Consider the following 24758-nt stretch of genomic DNA (forward strand, 5'->3'; position numbering starts at 1 on the left):
TTGGCACCTCGATGTCGGCTCATCACATCCTGGGGCTGAAGCCGGTCCCAAGGGTATGGCTGTTCGCCATTTAAAGTGGTACGCGAGCTGGGTTTAGAACGTCGTGAGACAGTTCGGTCCCTATCTGCCGTGGACGTTTGAGATTTGAGAGGGGCTGCTCCTAGTACGAGAGGACCGGAGTGGACGAACCTCTGGTGTTCCGGTTGTCACGCCAGTGGCATTGCCGGGTAGCTATGTTCGGAAGAGATAACCGCTGAAAGCATCTAAGCGGGAAACTTGCCTCAAGATGAGATCTCACTGGAGCCTTGAGCTCCCTGAAGGGCCGTCGAAGACTACGACGTTGATAGGTTGGGTGTGTAAGCGCTGTGAGGCGTTGAGCTAACCAATACTAATTGCCCGTGAGGCTTGACCATATAACACCCAAGCAATTTGCGTCGAATGACCAGATTGCGGTGTTGTGAAGACGAAACGAACCGAAAGTTTGCAGCTCACAATCATCACATACCCGATTTGCTGGAGTGTCGAAAGACGGTCCGGTACACAGAATTTCTTGACGACCATAGAGCATTGGAACCACCTGATCCCATCCCGAACTCAGCAGTGAAACGATGCATCGCCGATGGTAGTGTGGGGTTTCCCCATGTGAGAGTAGGTCATCGTCAAGATTAAATTCCGAAACCCCTATCTGCACACGCAGGTAGGGGTTTTGTCTTTTCCGGCCCGGTACAATACAAACACTCCGGGACCAGATCGCGCGGCGAGCGCGCTCCTACACAGGTTAGAATACCGCCCTTAAGTAAACCCAGAAGTTCACTATGACTGAACCTGTCGATTCTAAACAGCTTGCAGACCTGCCTCTGGATCAACTGGTAGCGTGTCACGAATGCGATCTGTTGATGCGCAAACCTATCCTCAAGCTGGACGAAAAAGCGCACTGCCCACGCTGCGGGTATGAGCTCTACGCGCACCGCCACAATGTGGTCCAGCGCAGCCTGGCGCTGGTGCTTGCTGCGCTGCTTCTCTACGTCCCTGCAAACTTTCTTCCCATCATGCAGCTCCACCTCTTGGGCCAAACCTCTGACGATACCGTCTGGAGCGGCGTCGTAGGGCTCTATAACACCGGTATGAAAGGTGTGGCGGTGGTTGTGTTTCTTTGCAGCATGGCCATCCCGCTCCTCAAGCTGTTGTGTCAGTTGGCGGTGCTGTTGAGCATTCGGCTGAACATCGGACGCAGTTATGGCTTGCTGCTGTACCGGATTTATCACCACCTGCGCGACTGGGGCATGCTTGAGGTGTATTTCATGGGCGTGCTGGTCGCAATGGTCAAATTGGTCGACCTGGCGGAGCTCAGCCTGGGACTGGGGTTGGCCTGCTTTATCAGTTTGTTGTTGGTGCAGGTGTGGCTGGAGGTGGTGATGTCACCCCACCAGATCTGGAGTGCTTTATCGGGGGAAGACTTGCATGCGTGCGATTGATGCCGGGATTCTGATTTGTGGCGAATGCCATGAGCTGAATCGCCAGGAGCCGGAGTGTGCTTCACAAACCTGCAGCCGATGTGGGGCTATCGTGCATGCGCGGCGGCCCAATAGCCTGGTAAGAACCTGGGCATTGCTGCTTACCTCGGCAATTCTGTATGTCCCCGCCAACGTGCTGCCGATCATGACGGTCAGTGCCCTGGGGCAGGGTAGCCCAGACACCATCATGTCGGGCGTCATCACCCTGATGAAACTCGGCATGTGGCCGATCGCTGCGGTGGTGTTCATCGCCAGCATCCTGGTGCCCACCTTCAAACTGGTGGGGATCGCCTTGCTGCTTTATTCGGTACAGCGTCATCAACCCCTCTCCGCTCGGCAGCGGATCCTGATGTACCGCTTTATCGAGTTTATTGGACGCTGGTCGATGCTCGACATATTCGTCATTGCCATTCTGGTGGCCGTGGTGAATTTCGGCAGGATCGCCAGTGTCGAAGCCAATCTGGGTGCCGTCGCCTTCGCCAGTGTGGTGATTTTGACGATGCTCGCTGCAGTAACTTTCGATCCCCGACTGATTTGGGATAACACGGAGTCGGATGACGACCATGAGTGATTTGCCTACGGCTAAAACCCGCCCAGCTTCGAACTGGTCGGCTATATGGATATTGCCTCTGATCGCCCTGGTCATAGGCGGCTGGCTTGGCTGGCAGGCGTACCGCGAGTCGGGAATCAATATCCAGGTTCGCTTTGAAAGTGGCGAAGGTATTGTCGCCAACAAGACCGAAGTAGTGTTCAAGGGCATGTCGGTTGGTAAGGTCAAAGAGCTGGTGCTTGATGACGAGGGCAGCAATACCGGCGTGATCGCGACCATCGAAATGAACCAGGCTGCCGAATCGCACCTGAACTCCGGTACGCGATTCTGGCTGGTCAAGCCGAGTGTCAGCCTGGCCGGTATTACCGGGCTTGAGACCCTGGTTTCGGGCAACTACATTGCCGTGAGCCCGGGGGAGGGGGAACCTACCAGGCGCTTCAAGGCACTGGATGTGGCGCCGCCATTGTCTGACAGCGAGCCTGGCCTGCACCTGACGCTCAAGGCCGACCGCCTTGGCTCGCTCAACCGCGACAGCCCGGTGTTCTACAAGCAGATCCAGGTGGGCCGGGTGAAAAGCTATCGCCTGGCAGAAGATCAGGCGACGGTTGAGGTCAAAGTGTTCATCGAGCCGGCCTACACCAGCCTGGTGCGCAAGCACACGCGATTCTGGAACGCCAGCGGCATCAGCATCGATGCCAATCTGTCCGGGGTGAAGGTGCGCAGTGAGTCGTTGTCCAGCATCGTAGCCGGGGGGATCGCATTCGCCACGCCTGAGCACCGCAAGGACAGCCCGCCAACCGACCCGAATCTACCTTTCCGTCTGTACGAAGATTTCGATGCTGCTCAGGCGGGTATTCGTATCAAGGTCAAGTTGGGTGACTTCGAAGGCCTCCAGGCTGGGCGCACCCCTGTCATGTACAAAGGCATTCAGGTGGGGTCGCTGAAAACCCTGAAGGTCGATGCGGATCTGTCCAGCGCCATGGCCGAGTTGACGCTCGACCCCCTGGCTGAAGACTACCTGGTCGATGGCACGCAGTTCTGGGTGGTCAAGCCATCCATCTCGCTGGCCGGGATCACCGGGCTGGAAGCGCTGGTCAAGGGTAACTACATCGCTATCCGCCCCGGCGACAAGGGCGCCTCGCCCAAGCGCGAGTTCGAGGCGCGCCCCAAGGCGCCGCCATTGGACCTCAAGGCGCCGGGGCTGCACCTGGTGCTGTTCGGTGACAACCTGGGGTCGTTGGAAGTCGGCAGTCCGATTCTTTACCGTCAGGTCAAGGTGGGTACCGTTCAGAGCTATCAGTTCTCCAAGAAGAGCAAGCGCCTGCTGATCGGTGTACATATCGAGCAGGAGTACGCCAGCCTGGTCAACGGCTCGACGCGATTCTGGAATGCCAGCGGCATCACCCTCACGGGTGGATTGTCCGGTATCCAGATCAAGAGCGAGTCGTTGCAGAGCCTGATGGCCGGAGGCATCGCCTTCGACACGCCGACGCCGAATGTGCCGCTCAAGCGCCGGATTCCGAGCTTCCGCCTGCACGAGAACCAGGAGGCGGCCAATCGCAGTGGGACCACGGTCACTATCCGTGTCGAGCGAGCCGATGGCCTCAAGGTAGGTACACCCGTTCGCTTCAAGGGCCTGGATGTAGGTGTAGTCGAACAGGTTGACCTCACCCAGGACTTGCAGGCTGTGCTGCTCAAGGCGCGGATCACCGAAGTGCCCGATCGTATTGCCCGGGAAGGTACGCAGTTCTGGGTCGTGAAGCCGGCTCTTGGCATCGTCAAGACGGCTAACCTGGAAACCCTGGTGACGGGGCAATACCTGGAGGTTCAGCCGGCAGTGAAGAATCTGGGGCCACAGCGCACCTTCAATGCTTTGCCCCAGGCGCCGGATTTTTCCGAGCGTGAAGCCGGCCTGGCGCTGGTGCTCAGTGCGCCGAGAAGGGGTTCGATCAAGGCAGGCGTGCCGGTGACCTATCGCGAGATTCCGGTGGGCAAGGTAACGGGCTTCGAGCTGGGTCAAACCGCGGACCGTGTGCTGATCCATATCCTGATCGAACCACGTTACGCTGCGCTGGTGCGCGGTGGTAGCCGGTTCTGGAACAGCAGCGGGTTTGGCTTCGACTGGGGTTTGTTCAAGGGGGCGACGGTGCGTACCGAATCGCTGGAGACCCTGATCGAGGGTGGCATTGCCTTCGCGACGCCAGATGGCGAGAAGATGGGTAACCCGGCGCGACCGCAGCAGACCTTTGCCCTGTTCGACAAGGCCGAGGAAGACTGGCTGCAATGGGCGCCGAAGATTCAGATCGGTAAGTGATGGTCAGCGGGCCTCCCTTCACAGGAGGCCCGCTGTAGCCGCTGCCGCAAGGCTGTGATCGGGCGCGTAGCGGCCGTATTCAAGCCACGGAGTGAGACGACTGCGTTGCAGCCGATCACGGTCTGGTACTTCGGCAGGGATTATTGCAGGCAATAAAAAACCGACCCTAGGGTCGGTTTTTTAACAAGCGTGTCGCTTAGGCAGCTGCAGCAGTCTTCAGCGCCTTGATGTGGCCATTCAGACGGCCTTTATGGCGAGCAGCCTTGTTCTTGTGGATGATGCCTTTATCGGCCATACGGTCGATAACTGGCACAGCCAGGATGTAAGCAGCTTGCGCTTTTTCGGCGTCTTTTGCGTCGATGGCTTTAACTACATTCTTGATGTAGGTACGAACCATGGAACGCAGGCTGGCGTTGTGGCTGCGACGCTTCTCAGCCTGTTTTGCACGTTTTTTGGCGGAAGGTGAGTTGGCCACCGTCGAGCTCCTCGAAAGACTTGGTAAATAGCAAACAAAATAGGCCGCGAATCATGCCGATGAGTTGATCGGTTGTCAAGGGCACTTGCTCGGTTCCGCTGAGTGGTCGTTCTGAACAAGGGAGTGATTCCCTTCTGCAGCACGACCTGTAAACTCGGGAGCTTTTGCTCTGCTTGCGTTGCGGCGCGGAGTATCGCACAACTGGGCACGTTCCGGCACAGCCCTTTATCCCAAGACGTGAAAAACTTTCGATGAATCTTCTGAAATCCCTGGCGGCTGTCAGTTCCATCACCATGATTTCACGGGTGTTGGGCTTTGTACGCGACACAATCCTTGCACGGGTATTTGGTGCAGGCGTTGCCACCGACGCCTTTTTCATTGCCTTCAAACTGCCCAACCTGCTGCGCCGAATCTTTGCCGAAGGGGCGTTTTCCCAGGCGTTCGTGCCGATCCTGGCTGAATACAAGACCCAGCAAGGTGAAGAGGCCACCCGAACCTTCATTGCCTATGTGAGTGGTCTGCTGACACTGGTCCTGGCCGTGGTCACGGCTATCGGGATGCTGGCCGCGCCCTGGGTGGTTTGGGTCACCGCTCCGGGTTTTGTCGACAGCACCGAAAAATACCAACTGACCACCGACCTGCTGCGAGTCACTTTTCCTTATATATTGCTGATCTCGCTCTCATCGCTGGCCGGCGCCATTCTCAACACCTGGAACCGCTTTGCGGTCCCGGCCTTCGTTCCGACCTTGCTCAACGTGGCGATGATTGGCTTTACGGTGTTCCTGACACCGTATTTCGATCCGCCGATCATGGCGTTGGCCTGGGGCGTACTGGCAGGTGGCCTGGCGCAACTGTTGTATCAGCTACCGCACCTGAAAAAGATCGGCATGCTCGTGCTGCCACGCCTGAACCTGCGCGACAGCGGCGTATGGCGTGTGCTCAAACAAATGCTGCCGGCGATTCTCGGGGTATCGGTCAGCCAGATCTCGCTGATCATCAACACCATCTTTGCCTCGTTCCTGGTGGCCGGCTCGGTGTCGTGGATGTATTACGCCGACCGCCTGATGGAGCTGCCATCCGGTGTCCTGGGTGTGGCCCTGGGCACCATCCTGCTGCCAACCCTTGCCAAGACCTACGCCAACCGGGACCGTCACGAGTACTCGCGCATCCTCGACTGGGGGCTGCGCCTGTGCTTCCTGCTGGTGCTGCCATGCACCTTGGCCATGGCCATTCTTGCCGAGCCACTGACCGTGGCGCTGTTCCAGTACGGCAAGTTCAGCGCATTCGACGCAGCCATGACGCAGCGTGCATTGGTCGCTTATTCGGTAGGACTGCTGGCAATCATTCTGGTCAAGGTGCTGGCACCGGGCTTCTATGCCCAGCAGAACATTCGTACTCCGGTTAAGATCGCGGTATTCACCCTGGTCTGCACCCAGGTGTTCAACCTGCTGTTCATCACCCACCTTCAGCACGCGGGCCTGGCCCTGGCCATCAGCCTGGGTGCCTGCCTGAATGCCGGCTTGCTGTATTGGAAGCTGCGTCAGCAGCAGTTGTTCCAGCCGCAACCGGGCTGGGGCAAGTTCCTCGCAAAGCTGGTGCTGGCGGTGCTGTTGATGTCGGCGGTGCTGTTGGCGGGGATGCACTACATGCCAGCCTGGGCAGAAGGACAGATGCTTGAGCGTTTCCTGCGTCTGGGCGTGTTGATTCTGGCGGGTGTAGTGACGTATTTCGGCAGTCTGTTCGTGTTCGGGTTCCGCCCGCGCGACTTTGCACGCAAGGCGCTGCATTGAGTCGTAGACATGGCCAGACGTCGGTTTTATCTGTTCCGCACCACGGGGTGACGCTGCTGCCTGTCGTCAGCGCCCGGGTGTGGTTATAATCGACCACTTTATGAGCAAGAAGCGCGTTATGCAGCTGGTTCGAGGCCTTCACAACCTGCGCCCCCAGCACCGGGGCTGTGTCGCCACTATTGGCAACTTCGACGGTGTTCACCGTGGCCACCAGGCAATCCTGGCGCGCCTGCGTGAGCGTGCGGTAGCGCTGGGCGTGCCCAGCTGCGTGGTGATTTTCGAGCCACAGCCGCGCGAATACTTCGCCCCCGATACCGCTCCGGCCCGCTTGGCCCGCCTGCGCGACAAGGTCGCCCTGCTGGCTGGCGAAGGGGTAGACCGAGTGTTGTGCCTGGCGTTCAATCAACGCTTGAGCAAACTCAGTGCCGCCGAGTTCGTCGACACCATTCTGGTCGACGGCCTGGGTGTGCAGCACCTGGAGGTCGGCGACGACTTCCGTTTCGGTTGCGATCGTATCGGCGACTTCGAGTTTCTCCAGCAAGCCGGCCTCACCCAGGGCTTTACCGTCGAAGCGGCGCAAACCGTCGAACTCGATGGCTTGCGGGTCAGCAGCACGCAAGTGCGCGAGGCCCTGGCCAAGGCCGACTTCGTGCTGGCAGAGCGCCTGCTTGGGCGTCCGTTCCGTATCAGCGGCCGGGTGTTGCACGGGCAAAAGCTGGCGCGCCAACTCGGTACGCCGACAGCCAACATACAACTCAAGCGTCATCGCGTCCCGCTGACCGGTGTTTACCTGGTCAGTGTCGAACTCGATGGCAAGGCTTGGCCGGGCGTCGCCAACATTGGCGTGCGACCAACTGTTTCAGGTGATGGCCGTGCCCACCTGGAAGTGCACCTCCTGGATTTTGCCGGCGATCTCTATGGCCGGCGCCTGACGGTGGAATTCCACCACAAGCTGCGCGACGAGCAGCGTTTCGCCTCCCTGGAGGCGCTGAAGTCGGCGATCGATGCGGATATCGCCGCCGCACGTGCCCATTGGCACGCTCAACCGCTAACGAAGAGCCTGAAATGACCGACTATAAAGCCACGCTAAACCTTCCGGACACCGCCTTCCCGATGAAGGCCGGCCTGCCACAGCGCGAACCGCAGATCCTGCAGCGCTGGGACAGCATTGGCCTGTACCAGAAGCTGCGCGAAATTGGCAAGGATCGTCCGAAGTTCGTATTGCACGACGGCCCGCCCTACGCCAACGGCAAGATTCACATCGGTCATGCGCTGAACAAGATCCTCAAGGACATGATTGTCCGTTCCAAGACCCTGTCGGGCTTCGATGCCCCGTACGTGCCGGGCTGGGATTGCCACGGCCTGCCGATCGAGCACAAGGTCGAAGTGACCCACGGCAAGCACCTGAGCGCCGACCAGACCCGCGAACTGTGCCGCGCCTATGCCGCCGAGCAGATCGAAGGGCAGAAGACCGAGTTCATCCGCCTGGGTGTACTGGGTGACTGGGACAACCCCTACAAGACCATGAACTTCGCCAACGAGGCCGGTGAAATCCGCGCCCTGGCCGAAATGGTCAAGCACGGCTTCGTGTTCAAGGGCCTCAAGCCCGTGAACTGGTGCTTCGATTGCGGTTCGGCGCTGGCTGAAGCCGAGGTCGAATACGCCGACAAGAAGTCGCAGACCATCGACGTGGCGTTCCCGGTTGTCGACGAAGTCAAGCTGGCAGCCGCCTTCGGCCTGGCGTCGCTGGCCAAGCCGGCGTCGATCGTGATCTGGACCACCACCCCGTGGACCATCCCAGCCAACCAGGCACTGAACGTTCACCCGGAATTCAAGTACGCCCTGGTCGATACCGGCGAAAAACTGCTGGTACTGGCTGAAGAGCTGGTCGAGTCGTGCCTGCAGCGTTACTCGCTGGAAGGTTCGGTCATCGCTACCGCACCCGGCTCGGCCCTGGAACTGATCAATTTCCGTCACCCGTTCTACGATCGCCTGTCGCCGGTTTACCTGGCCGACTACGTCGAGCTGGGCGCTGGTACCGGCGTTGTTCACTCGGCACCTGCCTACGGCGAAGACGACTTCGTTACCTGCAAGCGCTACGGCATGGTCAACGACGACATCCTCACGCCGGTACAGAGCAACGGCGTGTATGTGCAGTCGCTGGAGTTCTTCGGCGGCCAGTTCATCTGGAAGGCCAACCCTGCGATCGTCGACAAGCTGTCGGAAGTCGACGCGCTGATGCACTCCGAAACCATCAGCCACAGCTACATGCATTGCTGGCGCCACAAGACCCCGCTGATCTACCGCGCCACCGCGCAGTGGTTCGTTGGCATGGACAAGCAGCCAGACAACGGCGACACCCTGCGCAATCGCGCGGTCAAGGCCATCGAAGAGACCAAGTTCGTTCCGGCCTGGGGCCAGGCGCGCCTGCACTTGATGATCGCCAACCGCCCGGACTGGTGCATTTCGCGTCAACGCAACTGGGGTGTACCGATCCCGTTCTTCCTCGACAAGCAAACCGGCGAGCTGCACCCGCGCACCGTCGAGCTGATGGAAGAAGTGGCCAAGCGCGTCGAGAAAGAAGGTATCGAAGCCTGGTTCAAGATGGATGCTGCCGAACTGCTCGGTGCTGAAGCCGACCAGTACGACAAGATCGCCGACACGCTCGACGTCTGGTTCGACTCCGGTACCACTCACTGGCACGTGCTGCGCGGCTCGCACAGCATCGGTCACGAGACCGGTCCGCGTGCCGACCTCTACCTGGAAGGTTCCGACCAGCACCGCGGCTGGTTCCACTCCTCGCTGCTGACCGGTTGCGCCATCGACAACCACGCGCCGTACCGCGAACTGCTGACTCACGGCTTCACCGTCGATGAGAACGGCCGCAAGATGTCCAAGTCGCTGGGCAACACCATCGAGCCGCAGAAGGTCAACGACACCCTGGGGGCCGACATCCTGCGCCTGTGGGTCTCGGCCACCGACTACTCCGGCGAAATGGCGGTTTCCGAGCAGATCCTGCAGCGCAGCGCCGACGCCTACCGCCGGATCCGCAACACTGCACGCTTCCTGCTTTCCAACCTGTCCGGCTTCGATCCGGCCCGTGACCTGCTGCCGGCAGAAGACATGCTGGCGCTGGACCGCTGGGCTGTCGACCGTACCCTGCTGCTGCAGCGCGAGCTCGAAGAGCACTACGGCGAGTACCGCTTCTGGAACGTCTACTCCAAGATCCACAACTTCTGCGTGCAGGAGCTCGGTGGTTTCTACCTGGACATCATCAAGGACCGTCAGTACACCACTGGCGCCAACAGTGTTGCCCGTCGTTCCTGCCAGACCGCGCTGTACCACATCAGCGAGGCGCTGGTGCGCTGGATCGCGCCGATCCTGGCCTTCACCGCCGACGAGCTGTGGCAGTACCTGCCAGGCGAGCGCAACGAGTCGGTCATGCTCAACACCTGGTACCAGGGCCTGACCGAGCTGCCGGAAGGCTTCGAGCTGGGACGTGCCTACTGGGACCGCGTCATGGCGGCCAAGACGGCGGTCAACAAGGAACTGGAGAACCAGCGTTCGGCCAAGGCCATCGGTGGCAACCTGCAAGCCGAAGTGACCCTGTTCGCCGACGACTCCCTGAGCGCCGACCTGAACAAGCTGGGTGACGAATTGCGCTTCGTGCTGATCACCTCGGCGGCTACCGTGGCTCCGTTCGTTCAAGCCCCGGCCGATGCAGTCGAGACCGAAGTTCCAGGCCTGAAGCTCAAAGTGGTCAAGTCCGGGCACACCAAGTGCGGCCGTTGCTGGCACTTCCGCGCCGACGTCGGTGCAAACCCGGAGCATCCGGAAATCTGCGCCCGTTGCGCCGACAACATCAGCGGAAACGGTGAGGTGCGTCACTATGCCTAACCCCGCTGCAGGGCGCTTCGGGCGCCTTGGCTGGCTCTGGCTGAGCCTGCTGGTCCTGGTCCTCGACCAGGCCAGCAAGTTCTACTTCGAGGGCGCGCTGAGCCTGTACCAACAGATCGTGGTCATCCCCGACTACTTCAGCTGGACCCTGGCCTACAACACCGGCGCTGCCTTCAGCTTCCTGGCCGACAGCTCCGGCTGGCAGCGCTGGCTGTTCGCCCTGATCGCCGTGGTGGTCAGTGGTGTGCTGGTGGTGTGGCTCAAGCGTCTGGGCCGTGACGAAACCTGGCTGGCGGTAGCCCTGGCCCTGGTACTGGGCGGCGCACTGGGCAACCTGTACGACCGTATCGTGCTCGGCCATGTGGTCGACTTCATCCTGGTGCACTGGCAGAACCGCCACCATTTCCCGGCCTTCAACCTGGCCGACAGTGCCATTACCGTAGGTGCAGTGATGCTGGCGCTGGATATGTTCAAGAGCAAGAAGTCCGGAGAGCCCGCCCATGACTGAGACCCGTATTGGCCAGAACACCGAAGTCAAACTGCACTTCGCGCTGCACCTGGAAAACGGCGACACCGTAGATAGCACCTTCGACAAGGCGCCTGCAGTGTTCAAGGTCGGCGACGGCAACCTGCTGCCGGGTTTCGAAGCGGCACTGTTCGGCTTCAAGGCTGGTGACAAGCGCACCGTCACCGTCCAGCCGGAAAACGCCTTCGGCCAGCCCAACCCACAGAACGTGCAGATCATCCCACGGTCACAGTTCAACGACATGGAATTGTCCGAAGGCCTGCTGGTGATCTTCAACGACGCCGCCAACGCCGAGCTGCCGGGTGTGGTCAAGGCTTTCGATGATGCCCAGGTGACCATCGACTTCAACCATCCACTGGCTGGCAAGACCCTGAGCTTCGAGGTGGAAATCCTCGAAGTGAAGGCGCTTTGAGCCAGGAGCCGACCATGCAAATCAAACTCGCCAACCCCCGCGGATTTTGCGCAGGCGTGGACCGGGCGATCGAGATCGTCAACCGCGCGCTGGAAGTCTTCGGCCCACCGATCTATGTGCGTCACGAAGTGGTGCACAACAAATTCGTGGTCGAAGACCTGCGTGCCCGTGGCGCGATCTTTGTCGAAGAGCTGGACCAGGTGCCGGATGACGTTATCGTCATCTTCAGCGCCCACGGTGTTTCCCAGGCCGTACGCCAGGAAGCAGCCGGGCGCGGCCTGAAGGTCTTCGATGCTACCTGCCCGTTGGTCACCAAGGTGCATATCGAGGTGGCGCGCTACAGCCGCGATGGCCGTGAGTGCATCCTGATCGGCCATGAAGGCCACCCGGAAGTCGAAGGCACCATGGGGCAGTACGACGCCAGCAACGGCGGCGCCATCTACCTGGTCGAAGACGAGGAAGACGTAGCCAGACTGCAGGTCAACGACCCCGACAAACTCGCATTCGTGACCCAGACCACCTTGTCGATGGACGACACCAGCCGAGTGATCGACGCCCTGCGTGCGCGCTTTCCCAACATCGGCGGGCCGCGCAAGGATGACATCTGCTACGCCACCCAGAACCGCCAGGACGCAGTCAAGCAACTGGCCAACGAGTGTGATGTGGTCCTGGTCGTGGGCAGCCCCAACAGCTCCAACTCCAACCGCTTGCGTGAATTGGCCGAGCGCATGTCGACCCCGGCCTACCTCATCGACGGCGCCGAAGACCTGGACAAGAGCTGGTTCGATGGCGTCGAGCGAATCGGCATCACCGCGGGTGCCTCGGCGCCTGAAGTACTGGTGCGTGGCGTGATCGAGCAACTTCGCGAATGGGGCGCTACCGGTGCCGAAGAGCTGGACGGCCGCGAAGAGAACATCACCTTCTCGATGCCTAAAGAACTGCGCGTACGTTCACTGATCTGACCCGGCCCCCGCACACAGCGTGTGTTCGATCCGTTCCTCGCGCACGCTCACCCGGCCACTGGGTGAGAGCACGACCTGGTAGTGGCTGATGGCTTCGGGGCGCTGGCAAACATGCAGCGTCCCGGCCTGAAAGCCACCGCCTTGCTGCTGGGGCAACCCCAGCCCATTGAAGCTCACCTGGCGCATGACCGGCTGATTCCCCACAATGGTTGCTCGCCCATCGCGGCGCCATTCATGCAGCAGCTGGCTGTCTTGTTCCACGAGCATTCGCCAGCCATTGCTCCAGTTTCCGTCCATTGCCTGCACTCGCACCGTGCTGTTTCTCAGCAGGGCTTCGCTGCGGGCCGTGCGCAACGTGCGGGCAAGGTCAGTTGCAGCCGCTTGCCGTTGTAGCCCTGTGCTCATGTCGCTGTAGGCGGGTATCCCCAACCGGGACAGCATCCCCAACAGCACCAGCACAAACAACATTTGTATCAGTGTTACCCCTTGTTGCTTCACCGTGCATCCTTCCCTGGAAGTGCTTCGCTATAGATTCCAGACCCAAGTGGCCGATGTCGAGTCGGCCACATTGGCAATGTGCTGTGGAAAAGTCGGGGGTAGGCCATGGACGGCGAGCAACAACAAGGTATGACGCTGATTGAAGTGCTGGTGGCGATGACGGTCCTGGGCTTGGGCCTGTTCGCCGTCGCGGGTATGCAAGTGCAAGGGTTGCAGGCCACCGAAAGCGCCCTGCGCAGCACACAGGAGGCCTACAGGGCGCAGGGTGTGCTGGAGCAGGCGCGTGCCAAGGGAGAGACAGGCGAAGGGCTGGTTGGCCCATGAGCCGGCAAACCGGATTCAGTGTGCTGGAGCTACTGCTGGCCTTGAGCCTGGGGCTGGTGATGCTTCTGGGTGGCAGTCGACTGTTCCTGGCTGCGAGCCAGTCCTGGCAGGCACAGGCAGTGGCGGCGCGGATGCAGGAAGATGCCCGCCAGGCGCTGCAGCATCTGGCCCGGGATCTTCGCATGACCGGTGTATTCGGTTGCCTGCGTCACGATGAGATCGATTTTTTCGATTCCGGAGCGGCGGCTGAGTTTGCCCGGCCGCTGGTGTTGACCCAGGGCGCCGAGGGTCGCCTGCAACAGCTGGGCTTGATCCGTGCCGAAGGGCTGTATGCCAGCGGTCGCCCCAACTGGACCTTGCTCACCGACTGCCGCACGGTGGCCAGCGTGCAGGCCGGTACTGGAGCCCCTGGCGTCGGCCAGTTCGCCTTGGGCATTCGTCGTCAGGTCTATCGGCTGGCAGGCGATCAGTTGCAGCTCACCAGCGGGGCCATGACCGCCGTGTTGCTGGACGGGGTAGGGGACATGCGTGTCGAGCTGTTGAGAAGCGCTGACCTGAGCGTGTCCGGTGTACGGCTAAGCCTTACGCTGGTTGATCCGCAACACCGCGTCAGGCCCCAGACCTACCAGACGAGTATCGCCCTGGGTAACCCGGTGGTCGGGTCGTGAGCATATCCGGCCAGCGTGGTCTGGTGCTGCTGCTCAGCCTGGTATTGATGCTGTTACTGGGAATGCTGGGCGTCTCGGTGATGGCCAGTGCCCTCCAGCAGGAACGCATGGCACGCAACCTCGAGGCGCTGATACAGACCTTCGAGCAGGCGCAGCAGGTGCTGCAAATGGGCGAAGCCACGGCACCTGCGTACAGGCCCCCGTGCAGCTTCTGCCTGCCGCCTCCAGAAGCCGGCCAGGTCAGCGCAGCGGGTGTCTACAGCGGTGCGGGCGCCAGTTCCGGCCTGGCATGGCAGGCTGCCGGTGGCGGGTTCTATCTGGTTCAGTCCCTGGGGCAAAGCACCCAGGCCAGGTTCATGCCTCCCGGGCTGCCGGTAAACCTTTATCGCGTCACCGCGGTGCATCGCAGCGGCCCAGCCCGTAGTGTGCTGGAAAGTGTAATCGCGCAGCCGGTCGACGCAGGGCACACGCAAGGGCGTCGAATCCTCTGGCGTCAGGTCTACTAGGGAGTAACAGAATGAACCCTCAGAAGGGCGTGAGCCTGATCGAACTGTTGATTGTCATCGCCGTGGTCGGCATTCTGGCGAGCATTGCCTACCCCAGCTACAGCGACCAGATCAAAAAATCTGCCCGTACCGAGATTGTCGGCCTGCTGTTCGAGAGCGCCCAACACCTGGAACGCCACTTTTCGCGCGCCGGGCAATACAGCGACACCGACACCGTGACAACGCCACTGGCCAGCGGCACAGCCCACTACAGTTTGCATGCGGTGCGCGACAGCGAGTCGTTCATCCTCCTGGCCCGTCGCAATCCCGGCAGCCTGATGGTGGCCGACCCCTGTGGTGATTATCAGCTCGACCAGGCGGGTGTGCGCAGCAACCCTGCGGGCGCTGCAAGCGGTGATGGGTGCTGGGGGGGCTGAAGGTTTTCGCGGTTTACTTCAGAAATTGGATCGATAGATGACCAAGCAAGTAGTGATTGTCGGCGGCGGGGTAATCGGCCTGCTGACTGCGTTCAACCTCGCAGCCGAGGTGGAGCAGGTAATCCTGTGTGACCGTGGGGCGCTGGGCCGGGAGTCGTCCTGGGCTGGCGGCGGCATTGTTTCGCCCCTTTATCCCTGGCGCTACAGCCAGGCAGTGACGGCGCTGGCGCACTGGTCGCAGGACTTTTATCCACAGCTGGGCGAACGCCTGTTCGCCAATACCGGCATCGACCCGCAAGTCCACACCACCGGCCTGTATTGGCTCGACCTCGACGACGAAGCTGAAGCCCTGGCGTGGGCTGTGCGAGAAGGGCGACCGCTGAGCGCTGTGGATATCTCTGCCGCCTACGACGCCGTACCGGTGCTGGGTGCGGGTTTTCAGCGGGCTGTCTATATGGCCGGTGTTGCCAACGTGCGTAATCCCCGCTTGGTCAAATCGCTCAAGGCGGCGTTGCAGCGCCTGCCCAACGTGAGCATTCGCGAGCACTGTGAAATCACCGGGTTCAGCCGCGAGGGCGGACGGATCACCGGTGTCGAGACTGCTGATGGTGCCATTGCGGGCGACCGCGTGGTGCTGACGGCGGGCGCCTGGAGCGGAGACCTGCTGCGCCCGTTGGGCCTGGAATTGCCGGTGGAACCTGTAAAGGGCCAGATGATTCTCTTCAAGTGCGCCGACGATTTCCTGCCGAGCATGGTGCTGGCCAAGGGGCGCTATGCCATCCCGCGTCGTGATGGGCACATCCTGATCGGCAGCACCCTGGAACATGCCGGCTACGACAAGACGCCGACCGACGAAGCGCTGGGAAGCCTCAAGGCTTCAGCCATCGAGCTGCTGCCAGCATTGGCCGGGGCCGAGGTGGTTGGTCATTGGGCAGGCTTGCGTCCGGGATCGCCCGAGGGCATTCCCTACATTGGCGAAGTGCCGGGCTTCGAAGGGCTTTGGCTGAACTGCGGGCATTACCGTAATGGCCTGGTGCTGGCGCCGGCCTCCTGCCAACTGTTCGCCGACCTGTTGTTGGGGCGCGAACCGATTATCGATCCACAGCCTTATGCACCGGCGGGTCGTTTGATCTAGAAGCATCGCAGGCAAGCCCCGAAGGTGTCACAGAACCTGTGGGGCTTGTCTGCGATGAGGCCAGCGCACCTTGCCTCACATAAAGCCGATGCAAGAGTGATCACCCGATAATCGGCACCTGCAGATGTCGGCTCGGGAAATGTCGCTCATACAAGCGGCACACTTTCAGCACCTGCTCATCGGCAAATCGCCCCGCCACAACGTGCAGGCCAACCGGCAAGCCGGCATCGGTAAAGCCGCAGGGTACCGAGGCCGCCGGTTGCTGGGTCAGGTTGAAGGGGTAGCTGAATGGCGTCCACTCCATCCACTGTTTGAGACCCGAGCCTGGCGGAACATTGTGCCCGGCCTCGAACGCCACCAGCGGCAGCGTCGGTGTTACCAGCACATCGTAACGTTCATGGAAGGCGTTCATCCGCGCCACCAACGCCGCCCGCGCTTCCAGTGCCAGGGCGTATTCGTTCAGGCTGATCGCCGCACCGCATTCGGCAATCTCCCGCAGGCCCGGGTCAACCAGGCCACGCTGTTCGGCAGTCAGTTGCCCGAGCAAGCGTGCGGCACCGGCGAACCACAGTGTATTGAAGATATCCACAGGGTCGTCGAAGCCGGGATCGACGGCCTCGACCTGTGCTCCCAGTTGCACAAGGCGCTCAACCGCTTGACCGACTAGCGCCTGGATCTGCGGATCGACGTCCACATAACCGAAATCGGCACTGTAGGCGACACGCATGCCCTTGAGGTCGTCACCTAGGGATAACCACGGTGCCTGCCGCGCAGCGCCGGCCAGGCCGTCGCGGGCATCGGGACGGGCCACGCAATCGAGCATCAACACCGAGTCTTCCACGGTGCGAGTCATCGGCCCCAGGTGCGAGAGGATAGTCATGGCGCTCAGCCGGCCACTGCGGCACGTAGCCGAAGGTAGGCTTGATGCCGAACGTGCCGGTAAACGCACAAGGAATCCGAATCGAGCCGCCGGCATCACTGCCCTGGTGCAGCACGCCAAGGTTCAAGGCTGCGGCAGCAGCGGCGCCACCGGACGATCCGCCAGCTGTCAGGCGCGTGTTCCAGGGGTTGCGGGTGATGCCATAGAGCGGGTTGTCGGTCACGCCTTTCCAGCCAAATTCCGGCGTGGTGGTTTTACCGACCAGCACCGCGCCGGCAGCGCGCATAAAGGCGCTGAACGGAGCATCGGTGTCCCATGGGCTTTTGCTGCTGGTGGTGCGCGAGCCTTTGCGCGTCGGCATGCCGCGGGTCAGGGTCAGGTCCTTGATCGAACTGGGCACCCCGTCCAGGCGCCCACACGGATTACCTTGCTGCCAGCGCTTTTCGCTGGCGCGGGCGGCGGCGCGGGCGCCGTCTTCATCAACGTGACAGTAGGCATTCACCGCCGGGTTATGCAGAGCGATGCGCGTCAAGACATCCTCGGTCACTTCCACAGGTGACAGTGCCTTGCGCTGATACAGCGCCAGCAGTTCAACGGCGGTCAGTTCGCCGAGGGTGGTTTTATCGGTCATTTGCATTGGCCTCCCTGGGCAGCGTTGAGCATGGCCCGCAGTAGCACGGCACAACCATCGGCCAAGTCCTGGGGCGCGGCGTTTTCGATTTCGTTGTGGCTGATACCGTCCTCGCACGGCACGAAGATCATCCCGGCAGGGCCCAGTTCGGCGAGGAAGATCGCGTCGTGGCCGGCACCACTGACAATGTCCATATGACTCAGGCCCAGCTCGGTTGCGCCCTGGCGCACGGCCTCGACGCATTCGGCGGCGAAGTACAGGGGCGGGAAGTCTGCTGTGGGCGTCAGCTCGAAGTGCAGGCCGTGGGTGGTGCAGCTGCGTTCGATGACCTGCGCGACTTCCTCGACCATGGCCTGCAAATGTTGTGGATCAAGGTGGCGCAGGTCGATGGTCATATGAACCTGGCCCGGGATCACGTTGCGCGATCCTGGATGCAGGTTCAGGCAACCGACCGTGCCGCAGGCATGGGGTTGGTGGGCATGGGCGATGCGGTTGACAGCGCTGATCACTTCAGCGGCGCCCACCAGGGCATCCTTGCGCAGGTGCATGGGGGTCGGTCCGGCGTGGGCTTCGACACCGGTCAGCACCAGGTCGAACCACTTCTGCCCCAGGCAGCCCTGCACCACACCAATGGTGGTCTGACGGTCTTCGAGTACCGGCCCTTGTTCGATGTGCGCTTCAAAATAGGCGCCCACCGCATGACCGACCGGCGTTCGCGTGCCGGCATAGCCGATGCGCTGTAACTCGGCGCCTACCGACAGGCCCTGGTCGTCGACCTTGTCCAGGGTCTGCTGCAGGTCGAACTTACCGGCGAACACCCCCGAGCCCATCATGCACGGCGGGAAGCGCGAGCCTTCCTCGTTGGTCCACACCACCACTTCCAGCGGCGCCTCGGTCTCGATGCCCAGGTCATTGAGGGTGCGGATCACTTCAAGGCCGGCCATCACCCCGTAGCAGCCGTCGAACTTGCCACCGGTGGGCTGGGTGTCGATATGGCTGCCGGTCATCACCGGTGCCAACGCAGGATTGCGCCCGGCGCGGCGGGCGAAAATATTGCCGATGGCATCGACACTGACGATGCAGCCCGCCGCTTCGCACCATTGCACGAACAGGTCGCGGGCCTGGCGGTCAAGGTCGGTCAGGGCCAGGCGGCACACCCCGCCCTTGGCCGTAGCGCCCAGCTGCGCCAGGTCCATCAGCGATTGCCAGAGGCGGTCGCGGTTGACTAGCAGCGCATTGCCGAGCAGATACCGGGACGGATCGGTGGAGGTATTCATGGTCAGTCTCCTTTCAGGCGCTCAGGGCCAGGAAGCGGTTCTTGATGCTTGGGTCGGCGCGAAATTGGGCGGCGGTGCCCTGGTAGGCCACACGGCCTTGTTCGAGCACGTAATGGCGGTCGGCGAGGGCGTCGCACACCATCAGGTTCTGCTCTACCAGCAGCACCGACAGCCCCTCGTCCTTGATGCGCCGCAGAATCTTCACCAGCTCGTCGACAATCACGGGTGCCAGGCCTTCGGTGGGCTCATCGAGAATCAGCAGCTTGGGGTCGTTGAGCAGGGCACGGGCAATGGCCAGCATCTGCTGCTCGCCACCGGAAAGGGCGAAGCCGTTGTTGTTGCGCCGCTCCTTGAGGCGCGGAAACATCGCGTAGACATCCGCCAACTGCCAGCGGCTGTCCTTGCGGGCGGCGATCTTGAGGTTTTCCTCGACGCTGAGCAGGCGAAAAATACCGCGGTGTTCCGGCACCAGGGCAATGCCCTGGCGGGCAATCTCGAAGATCTCCCGGCCCACCAGCGGTTTGCCGTTGAAGTGAATCTGCCCCTGGCGCGGACGGACGATGCCCAGGATGCTGCGCAGCGTGGTGGTCTTGCCGGCACCGTTGCGGCCCAGCAGCGTGACCAACTCTCCGGTTGCGACTTTCAGCGAAACCCCTTCGAGCACATGGCTCTTGTCGTAGTAGGAGTGAATCGAATCGACGTTGAGCATCAGGCGGCTTCTCCAAGGTAGGCGGTGCGCACACGTTCATCGTTGCGGACGAATTCCGGGGTGCCCTCGACCAGGATCCGGCCATGGCTCATCACTGTGATGCGCTGGCTGATCGACATGACGATGCTCATGTTGTGCTCGATCAACAGCACGGTGTGATCTTGGCCCAGGTCGCTGATCAGTTCGGTCATCAAGGGAATGTCATCGATGCCCATGCCCGAGGTAGGCTCATCGAGCATCAGCAGCTTGGGGCGGGCGCAGATCGACATGCCGACTTCCAGCACCCGCTGCTGACCATGGGACAGTTCACCGGCCAGGGTGTCGGCCCGACCACCGAGCTTGAGGCGTTCCAGCACCTGGTCGGCCATGTCCCAATGGCTGCGCTTGTGTTCCACGCTGCGCCAGAAGTTCAGCGCTGCCAGGCCATCTCGGCCCTGAGCGGCCAGGCGCAGGTTTTCCCGCACACTGAGGTTCTGGAACAGGCTGGTGAGCTGGAACGAGCGGGCCATGCCCAGCGCCACACGGCCATGGGACGGCTTGCGGATGATGTCCTGGCCGCCGAACAGAATCTGCCCAGCGGTAGCCGGACGCTCGCCGGTGAGGCAGTGGAACAGGCTGGTCTTGCCGGCGCCGTTGGGGCCGATCACGGTATGGATGGTGCCGGCGCGTACTTTCAGGTCAACGCCGTCCACGGCATGGAACGGGCCGTAGGCCAGCTGCAGGTCGCGGGTTTCCAGGAGGTAATCGCTCATTGCAGGTTCTCCTTGGTCTTGCTTGCAGCAGTGCGCAGCGCACCCAGGCGCTTGCCGAGGTCCGCCAGGCCGCCCCACAGGCCACCGCGCATGAACACCACCACCAGAATCAGAATGATCCCCAGCAGCATCAGCCAGCGCGGCCACAGTTCCGACAGCACATCGCCGAGCAGCACGATGGAGCCTGCGCCCAGCAGCGAGCCGAACAGCGAGCCGGTACCGCCGACGATGGTCATGATCAGAATGTTCTCGGACATCACCAGGTCGATGTTCGACAGCGGGGCAAAGTGCAGCAGCATGGCGTACAACGCCCCGGCGATACCGGTGACGGCGCCGGACAACATGAACACCAGGATCTTGAAGTGGCGGGTGTCATAGCCGATGGCCGCGGCGCGGGTTTCGTTCTCGCGAATGGCCAACAGGGTGCTGCCGAAGGGGGAGCGGATCACCCGCTGGGCGCCGATGAAAATCAGCAGGAACAGCACCGCGACAAAGGCATAGAAGTGCCGCGGGTCGCCCAGATCCACCAGCACATGGCCGGCAATCGACAGGTCGGGGCGCGGTACATCGAGCAGGCCGTTGTCGCCGCCGGTCCAGTCGCTCAGGGTGTAGGCCAGAAAGTAGGCCATCTGGCTGAAGGCCAGGGTCAGCATCACGAAGTAGATACCAGTACGGCGAATCGCCAATGCACCCACCAGCAACGCCAGCAAGGCGCCGAATACGGCAGCGCCCAGCAGCGCCGGGAACATGCCCCAGTGCAGATGGATCATCAGCAGCGCCGCGCCGTACGCGCCTACGCCGAAGAAAATACCCTGACCGAACGACAGCAGCCCGGTAAAGCCCAGCAGCAGGTTACAGGCCAGCGCCGCGAGGGCGAAGATCAGGATTTCGGTGGCCAGGGTGGTCGATGGCAGCAGTAACGGCAAACCGATCAGGGTGGCGACCACCAGCAACAGCAGGGCGGGCGAACGGCCCTTGGCAAGGGGCAACGGGTTCTTTTCACTCATATTCATGCTCTCCCGAACAGACCGTAAGGACGCACCAGGATCACCGCGGCCATGGCCCCGTAGATCATCAAGCTGGCCCCTTGCGGCCAGAGGCTGGTCATCATGCTTTGCACCACGCCGACCAACAGACCACCGACCAGCGCTCCACCAAACGAGCCCATACCGCCGATCACCACGACGACAAAGGCGATACCGAGGATCTCCGGGCCGACAAAGGGCTGGGCCCCCCGCAATGGCGCGAACAGCACCCCGGCGACACCGGCCAGGCCCACGCCCAGGGCGAAGGTCAGGGAAAACAGGCGGAAGATATTGGTGCCCAGCAGTGAGACGGTTTCAGTACTCTCGCTGCCGGCCCGTACCAGGGCGCCGAAGCGCGTGCGTTCCAGCAGCAGCCACAGGCCCAGGCCGATCAGGGCCGAGAAGCCGATCAGGAACAGGCGGTAGTAGGGGTAGATGAAGTCACCGATGATCAGCACGCCGCGCAGCTCATGGGGCACGGCAATGTTCTTGCCCACCGGGCCCCAGATCAGTACCGAGGCTTCCTGAATGATCAAGGCGATGCCCAGGGTCACCAGGATCTGGAAGGTATGGGGCAGGTGGTAGATGCGTTTGATCAATAAACGCTCGACCATCCAGGCCAGCGCCGCGACTGCAAGCGGTGCCAACAACAGGGCCATCCAGAAATTGCCGGTCAGGGCCACGACCGTATAGCACAGGTAGGCACCCAGCAGGAAAAACGCCCCGTGGGCGAAGTTCACGAAGTTGAGCAGACCGAAAATGATGGTCAGGCCCACGGCAATCAAAAAGTAGATCATCCCCAGGCCAAGGCCGTTGAGCAACTGGAACAAGTAAAGACTGAGCATGCACGAACCCTCTGCAGCACGCGTGACGGCTGCATTGCAGTAGTGTGATAGCGAGCGCCGGGCGTCAGGCCAGGGCGCAACCGGTATTGGCGACGTCGATAAAGGAGCGGCCGGCGCTGAGCACTTCGGCCAGGTCGTCCTCGTCACGCATCTGCGCCTGGGGTTTGCCACGCAGCAGGTAGTAGTCCTTCATTACCTGATGATCCGCTGCGCGGATCAGCTCGTCCCCGGTCGGCCCCTGATACGACATGCCCTGCAGGGTGCGGGCGATGGCCGGGCCATCGAAGCTGCCGGTCTTGATGATGGCTTCAAGCATCACCCGGGTGCCGATGTAGTCGGCGGCCAAGGGGTAGTTGGGGTTGATGCCGTAGGCGGCCTGGGTAGCCTTGACCAATGCCTGGTTCAGCGGCGTATCGACCTGGTGCCAGTACTGGGCGCCAAGGTAAACTCCTTCGAGCACGTCGCTGCCCAGTTCCTGGAACTGATCCAGGCCTGCTGACCACACCAGCAGCACCTTCATGCGCTCCTTGATGCCGAAATTCACGGCCTGGCGCAAGGCGTTGGAGGACTGGCTGCCGAAGTTGAGCAGCACCAGCACGTCGGGCTTGGCGGCGATGGCGTTGGTCAGGTAACCGGAGAACTCCTGCTCCTGCAGCGAGTGGTAGCTGTTGCCGATGTGCTCGACACCGAACTCCTTGAACACCTTGCGGGCGTTGTCCAGCAGCGCATCGCCGAACACGTATTGCGGGGTGATGGTGTACCAGCGCTTGGCGGCAGGCAGTTGGCGGATCATCGGCACCAGGGTCTCGCGGATGGCGCCGTAGGTGGGGACCGACCAGCGGAAGGTTGCCGAGTTGCAGTCCTTGCCGGTGATCTCGTCGGCGCCGACCGGGGTCATGAACACGCCGCCGGCCTTGTGGATTTCCTTGGACACCGCCAGTGCCGAAGAGGAGAGGGTGCAGCCCTGAAAGAACCTGGCCGCGTCCTGACCGATGGCTTCCTGTACCTTGCGCACCGCCTTGCCGGCGTTGCCTTCCGTGTCGATCACCTTGTACTTGAGCGGGCGCCCGAGCAGTTGCGGGTGCTCGGCGATGGCCAGGCGCGAGCCCATGTCGGCGTACTTGCCATAACTGGCAAAGGCCCCGGACATCGACTTCAAGCCGTAGAAGGTGATCGGTTCCTCAGCGCAGGCCAGGCGCATCCCGGCAGGGATACAACCCAGGCCACCAAGGGCAAGGCCTGCCTTGAGCAGGGTACGTCTTTGCATGGGTAACTCCTTGGTTCTGGTTATTAGGCAGGAGTGGCAATGACAAAGCGGGCACGGTCGGGCCTGTGGGCAGGCCTCTGGTCGGGCGTGATCAGTGGTGGTGGTCGAACTCCAGCAAAAAGTGCCGGGCCACTTCGCCTTCAAGGGCGGTCATGTGCTGTTCGGCGTCGCACATGTGCTCGTGCATCAGGCGACGCACCGCCGGTTCGTCGGCGGCGCGCAGGGCGGTCAGCAGTTGCTTGTGGTAATCGATGTTGGCGGCGTCGAATTGCTCGCGCTTGGGCTTGTAGGCTTTTTTCAGTACCACCAGGTCGCGCAGCAAGTCGTTGAGGAAGGTCGCCATGAAACTCAGCAGCGGATTGGGGCAACGCCGGGCCAGGATGTTGTGGAACTCGAGCTCGGCCAGGCGTTGCTCCCGCTGCCCCAGTTCGCTGTCTTCCGGGGCGCTGCAGCAGTCGATGTTGGCCTGCAAGGCGCTGAAGTCTTCTTCGCTCAGGCGGCCGATGACCGCGACGGCCAGTTCCACTTCAATGACTTTGCGCAATTGGTACACCTGCTCGCCATCGAGTTGCTGGAAGTGCAGGTAGTTGCGCAGCGCGCGGCTGGCGGGCTCGGTGCCGGCCTCGTTGAGGTAGGCGCCGCCGCTGGGGCCGGTGCGGGTGTTGACCAGGCCTTCGACCTCCAGGGCCTTGAGCGCTTCACGGGCGGTGCCCTTGGAACACTCGAAACTTTCCATCAATTCGCGCTCGGTCGGCAGCCGGTCACCGGGGCGCAGGGCGTCGATGACAATCGAGCGTTTGACCGACTCGACGATCATGTCCGAGAGCTTCTGGCGTTTGCGCTTGATCGGGCGTTTGAGCATGGTGGTCATTTTTCATATTTATGCGGATAAATAGTACTTAATGACCTTTGACCGTCCAGGTCAACAGGTGGGGCGGGGAAGGTGTCGCAAATGGTGCGGGGAGGTCGTTTACAGGAAAGCAGAGCAGGAGCGGGCTCGCCCCGCGATAAATCTGATGTTGCCCAATCGCGGGGCAAGCCCACTCCTACCGCGAGAATCGAAACTTAACGCTGCGGCCCAGGCCCCTGCTCCAGGTGGGCCTGGCTGCAATACCACTGCGATCCCAGGCGCAGGGCGCGGTCATTGGGCAGGTGTACGCCGCAATGGGCGCAGCGCACCATCTTCAACGGGTCTTCGAGGCCGTTGTCGGGCGCAGCAGCGTTGCTGGCCTTGAACTTGCGCCACAGCCAGAAGGCAGCGGCAATCAGGGCGATCCAGAAAAGTAGGCGAACCATGGTGTCCAGCTTTGTCAGTGAAGAGCCTCAAGTCTAGGGCTCGGGCAAGAAAAAAGGGAGGCCTTGGCCTCCCTTTATCTGTTGCATGT

General features: G+C 61.7%; 24 protein-coding genes, 2 rRNA genes and 1 pseudogene (1 of these 27 only partly in view). 16 read left to right on the forward strand and 11 right to left on the reverse strand.

What is annotated here, in order from left to right:
• The 5 genes from ABVN19_RS00020 to ABVN19_RS00040 form a co-directional block, all read left to right on the forward strand.
• Positions 1 to 413: ribosomal RNA gene (locus ABVN19_RS00020) — 23S ribosomal RNA — on the forward strand (it extends 2478 nt beyond the left edge of the window).
• 136 nt (positions 414 to 549) lie between these two features.
• Positions 550 to 665 (forward strand): 5S ribosomal RNA (gene rrf / locus ABVN19_RS00025).
• A 150-nt stretch (positions 666 to 815) separates the two neighbouring features.
• Positions 816 to 1475, forward strand: a complete 660-nt coding sequence (locus tag ABVN19_RS00030) for a paraquat-inducible protein A (RefSeq protein WP_028944586.1) — start codon at positions 816 to 818, stop codon at positions 1473 to 1475.
• Positions 1462 to 2085, forward strand: coding sequence for a paraquat-inducible protein A (locus tag ABVN19_RS00035; RefSeq protein ID WP_028944587.1), 624 nt, complete (start codon positions 1462 to 1464; stop codon positions 2083 to 2085). Before ABVN19_RS00030 ends, ABVN19_RS00035 begins: the two co-directional genes overlap by 14 nt.
• Entirely contained in the window at positions 2078 to 4378 is a 2301-nt protein-coding gene (locus tag ABVN19_RS00040) for an MlaD family protein (RefSeq protein WP_105642660.1), read from the forward strand. Before ABVN19_RS00035 ends, ABVN19_RS00040 begins: the two co-directional genes overlap by 8 nt.
• A 196-nt stretch (positions 4379 to 4574) precedes the next feature.
• On the opposite strand, the gene rpsT is transcribed toward ABVN19_RS00040, so the two are convergent.
• Entirely contained in the window at positions 4575 to 4853 is a 279-nt protein-coding gene (gene rpsT / locus ABVN19_RS00045) for a 30S ribosomal protein S20 (protein WP_028944589.1), read from the reverse strand.
• A 251-nt stretch (positions 4854 to 5104) separates the two neighbouring features.
• Between rpsT and murJ the strand changes: the two genes are divergently transcribed.
• The 6 genes from murJ to ispH all read left to right on the forward strand — a co-directional run bounded on the left by murJ (position 5105) and on the right by ispH (position 12440).
• Positions 5105 to 6643 (forward strand): murein biosynthesis integral membrane protein MurJ, encoded by a 1539-nt coding sequence (gene murJ / locus ABVN19_RS00050; RefSeq protein WP_105642659.1) that lies wholly within the window; start codon positions 5105 to 5107, stop codon positions 6641 to 6643.
• A 118-nt stretch (positions 6644 to 6761) separates the two neighbouring features.
• Entirely contained in the window at positions 6762 to 7712 is a 951-nt protein-coding gene (ribF, locus tag ABVN19_RS00055) for a bifunctional riboflavin kinase/FAD synthetase (protein WP_028944591.1), read from the forward strand.
• On the forward strand, positions 7709 to 10540 hold the full coding sequence (gene ileS, locus ABVN19_RS00060; protein WP_105642657.1) for an isoleucine--tRNA ligase: 2832 nt from the start codon (positions 7709 to 7711) through the stop codon (positions 10538 to 10540). Before ribF ends, ileS begins: the two co-directional genes overlap by 4 nt.
• A complete protein-coding gene (gene lspA, locus ABVN19_RS00065) occupies positions 10533 to 11048 on the forward strand; it encodes a signal peptidase II (protein WP_028944593.1) in 516 nt (171 codons plus the stop codon). The genes ileS and lspA overlap by 8 nt, the downstream gene beginning before the upstream one ends.
• A complete protein-coding gene (gene fkpB / locus ABVN19_RS00070) occupies positions 11041 to 11478 on the forward strand; it encodes an FKBP-type peptidyl-prolyl cis-trans isomerase (protein ID WP_028944594.1) in 438 nt (145 codons plus the stop codon). The genes lspA and fkpB overlap by 8 nt, the downstream gene beginning before the upstream one ends.
• Before the next feature lie 14 nt (positions 11479 to 11492).
• Complete coding sequence (gene ispH, locus ABVN19_RS00075; protein WP_028944595.1) at positions 11493 to 12440, forward strand: 4-hydroxy-3-methylbut-2-enyl diphosphate reductase; 948 nt, start codon at positions 11493 to 11495, stop codon at positions 12438 to 12440.
• Here the strand turns inward: ispH and ABVN19_RS00080 are convergent.
• Entirely contained in the window at positions 12429 to 12908 is a 480-nt protein-coding gene (locus tag ABVN19_RS00080) for a GspH/FimT family protein (protein ID WP_028944596.1), read from the reverse strand. The two genes, ispH and ABVN19_RS00080, sit on opposite strands and share 12 nt — an antisense overlap.
• 135 nt (positions 12909 to 13043) lie before the next feature.
• On the opposite strand from ABVN19_RS00080, the gene ABVN19_RS00085 reads away from it, so the two are divergent.
• Genes ABVN19_RS00085 through thiO form a run of 5 tightly spaced genes read left to right on the forward strand, consistent with a single transcriptional unit; the run spans position 13044 to position 15987 of the window.
• The gene (locus ABVN19_RS00085; RefSeq protein WP_256585934.1) at positions 13044 to 13262 is read left to right on the forward strand and encodes a prepilin-type N-terminal cleavage/methylation domain-containing protein; all 219 of its coding nucleotides are present in this window, start codon (positions 13044 to 13046) and stop codon (positions 13260 to 13262) included.
• Complete coding sequence (locus tag ABVN19_RS00090; RefSeq protein ID WP_105642656.1) at positions 13259 to 13930, forward strand: hypothetical protein; 672 nt, start codon at positions 13259 to 13261, stop codon at positions 13928 to 13930. The genes ABVN19_RS00085 and ABVN19_RS00090 overlap by 4 nt, the downstream gene beginning before the upstream one ends.
• On the forward strand, positions 13927 to 14436 hold the full coding sequence (locus ABVN19_RS00095) for a hypothetical protein (protein WP_105642655.1): 510 nt from the start codon (positions 13927 to 13929) through the stop codon (positions 14434 to 14436). The genes ABVN19_RS00090 and ABVN19_RS00095 overlap by 4 nt, the downstream gene beginning before the upstream one ends.
• Before the next feature lie 11 nt (positions 14437 to 14447).
• Positions 14448 to 14852, forward strand: coding sequence for a type IV pilin protein (locus ABVN19_RS00100; protein WP_028944599.1), 405 nt, complete (start codon positions 14448 to 14450; stop codon positions 14850 to 14852).
• A 37-nt stretch (positions 14853 to 14889) separates the two neighbouring features.
• On the forward strand, positions 14890 to 15987 hold the full coding sequence (thiO, locus tag ABVN19_RS00105; RefSeq protein ID WP_105642654.1) for a glycine oxidase ThiO: 1098 nt from the start codon (positions 14890 to 14892) through the stop codon (positions 15985 to 15987).
• 100 nt (positions 15988 to 16087) lie between these two features.
• On the opposite strand, the pseudogene ABVN19_RS00110 reads toward thiO, so the two are convergent.
• From ABVN19_RS00110 to ABVN19_RS00150, 9 genes and pseudogenes are all read right to left on the reverse strand, one after another.
• Positions 16088 to 17498 (reverse strand): annotated as a pseudogene (locus ABVN19_RS00110) (amidase).
• A complete protein-coding gene (locus ABVN19_RS00115; protein ID WP_105642652.1) occupies positions 17495 to 18775 on the reverse strand; it encodes a Zn-dependent hydrolase in 1281 nt (426 codons plus the stop codon). The pseudogene ABVN19_RS00110 and the gene ABVN19_RS00115 overlap by 4 nt, the downstream one beginning before the upstream one ends.
• A 13-nt stretch (positions 18776 to 18788) precedes the next feature.
• A complete protein-coding gene (locus tag ABVN19_RS00120) occupies positions 18789 to 19484 on the reverse strand; it encodes an ABC transporter ATP-binding protein (RefSeq protein ID WP_105642651.1) in 696 nt (231 codons plus the stop codon).
• Complete coding sequence (locus tag ABVN19_RS00125; protein WP_028944604.1) at positions 19484 to 20236, reverse strand: ABC transporter ATP-binding protein; 753 nt, start codon at positions 20234 to 20236, stop codon at positions 19484 to 19486. Before ABVN19_RS00125 ends, ABVN19_RS00120 begins: the two co-directional genes overlap by 1 nt.
• Complete coding sequence (locus tag ABVN19_RS00130) at positions 20233 to 21243, reverse strand: branched-chain amino acid ABC transporter permease (RefSeq protein ID WP_105642650.1); 1011 nt, start codon at positions 21241 to 21243, stop codon at positions 20233 to 20235. The genes ABVN19_RS00125 and ABVN19_RS00130 overlap by 4 nt, the downstream gene beginning before the upstream one ends.
• A gap of 2 nt (positions 21244 to 21245) precedes the next feature.
• Complete coding sequence (locus ABVN19_RS00135; RefSeq protein WP_028944606.1) at positions 21246 to 22106, reverse strand: branched-chain amino acid ABC transporter permease; 861 nt, start codon at positions 22104 to 22106, stop codon at positions 21246 to 21248.
• A gap of 64 nt (positions 22107 to 22170) precedes the next feature.
• Positions 22171 to 23373, reverse strand: a complete 1203-nt coding sequence (locus ABVN19_RS00140) for an ABC transporter substrate-binding protein (protein WP_105642649.1) — start codon at positions 23371 to 23373, stop codon at positions 22171 to 22173.
• A 91-nt stretch (positions 23374 to 23464) separates the two neighbouring features.
• Positions 23465 to 24235: an FCD domain-containing protein gene (locus ABVN19_RS00145; protein WP_028944608.1), complete on the reverse strand. Its 771-nt coding sequence runs from the start codon at positions 24233 to 24235 to the stop codon at positions 23465 to 23467.
• A gap of 203 nt (positions 24236 to 24438) precedes the next feature.
• Entirely contained in the window at positions 24439 to 24669 is a 231-nt protein-coding gene (locus ABVN19_RS00150; RefSeq protein ID WP_028944609.1) for a PP0621 family protein, read from the reverse strand.
• Positions 24670 to 24758: the final 89 nt, after the last annotated feature.

The sequence above is a fragment of the Pseudomonas vranovensis genome (genome assembly GCF_040438935.1).
Taxonomy (GTDB): Bacteria; Pseudomonadota; Gammaproteobacteria; order Pseudomonadales; family Pseudomonadaceae; genus Aquipseudomonas; species Aquipseudomonas vranovensis.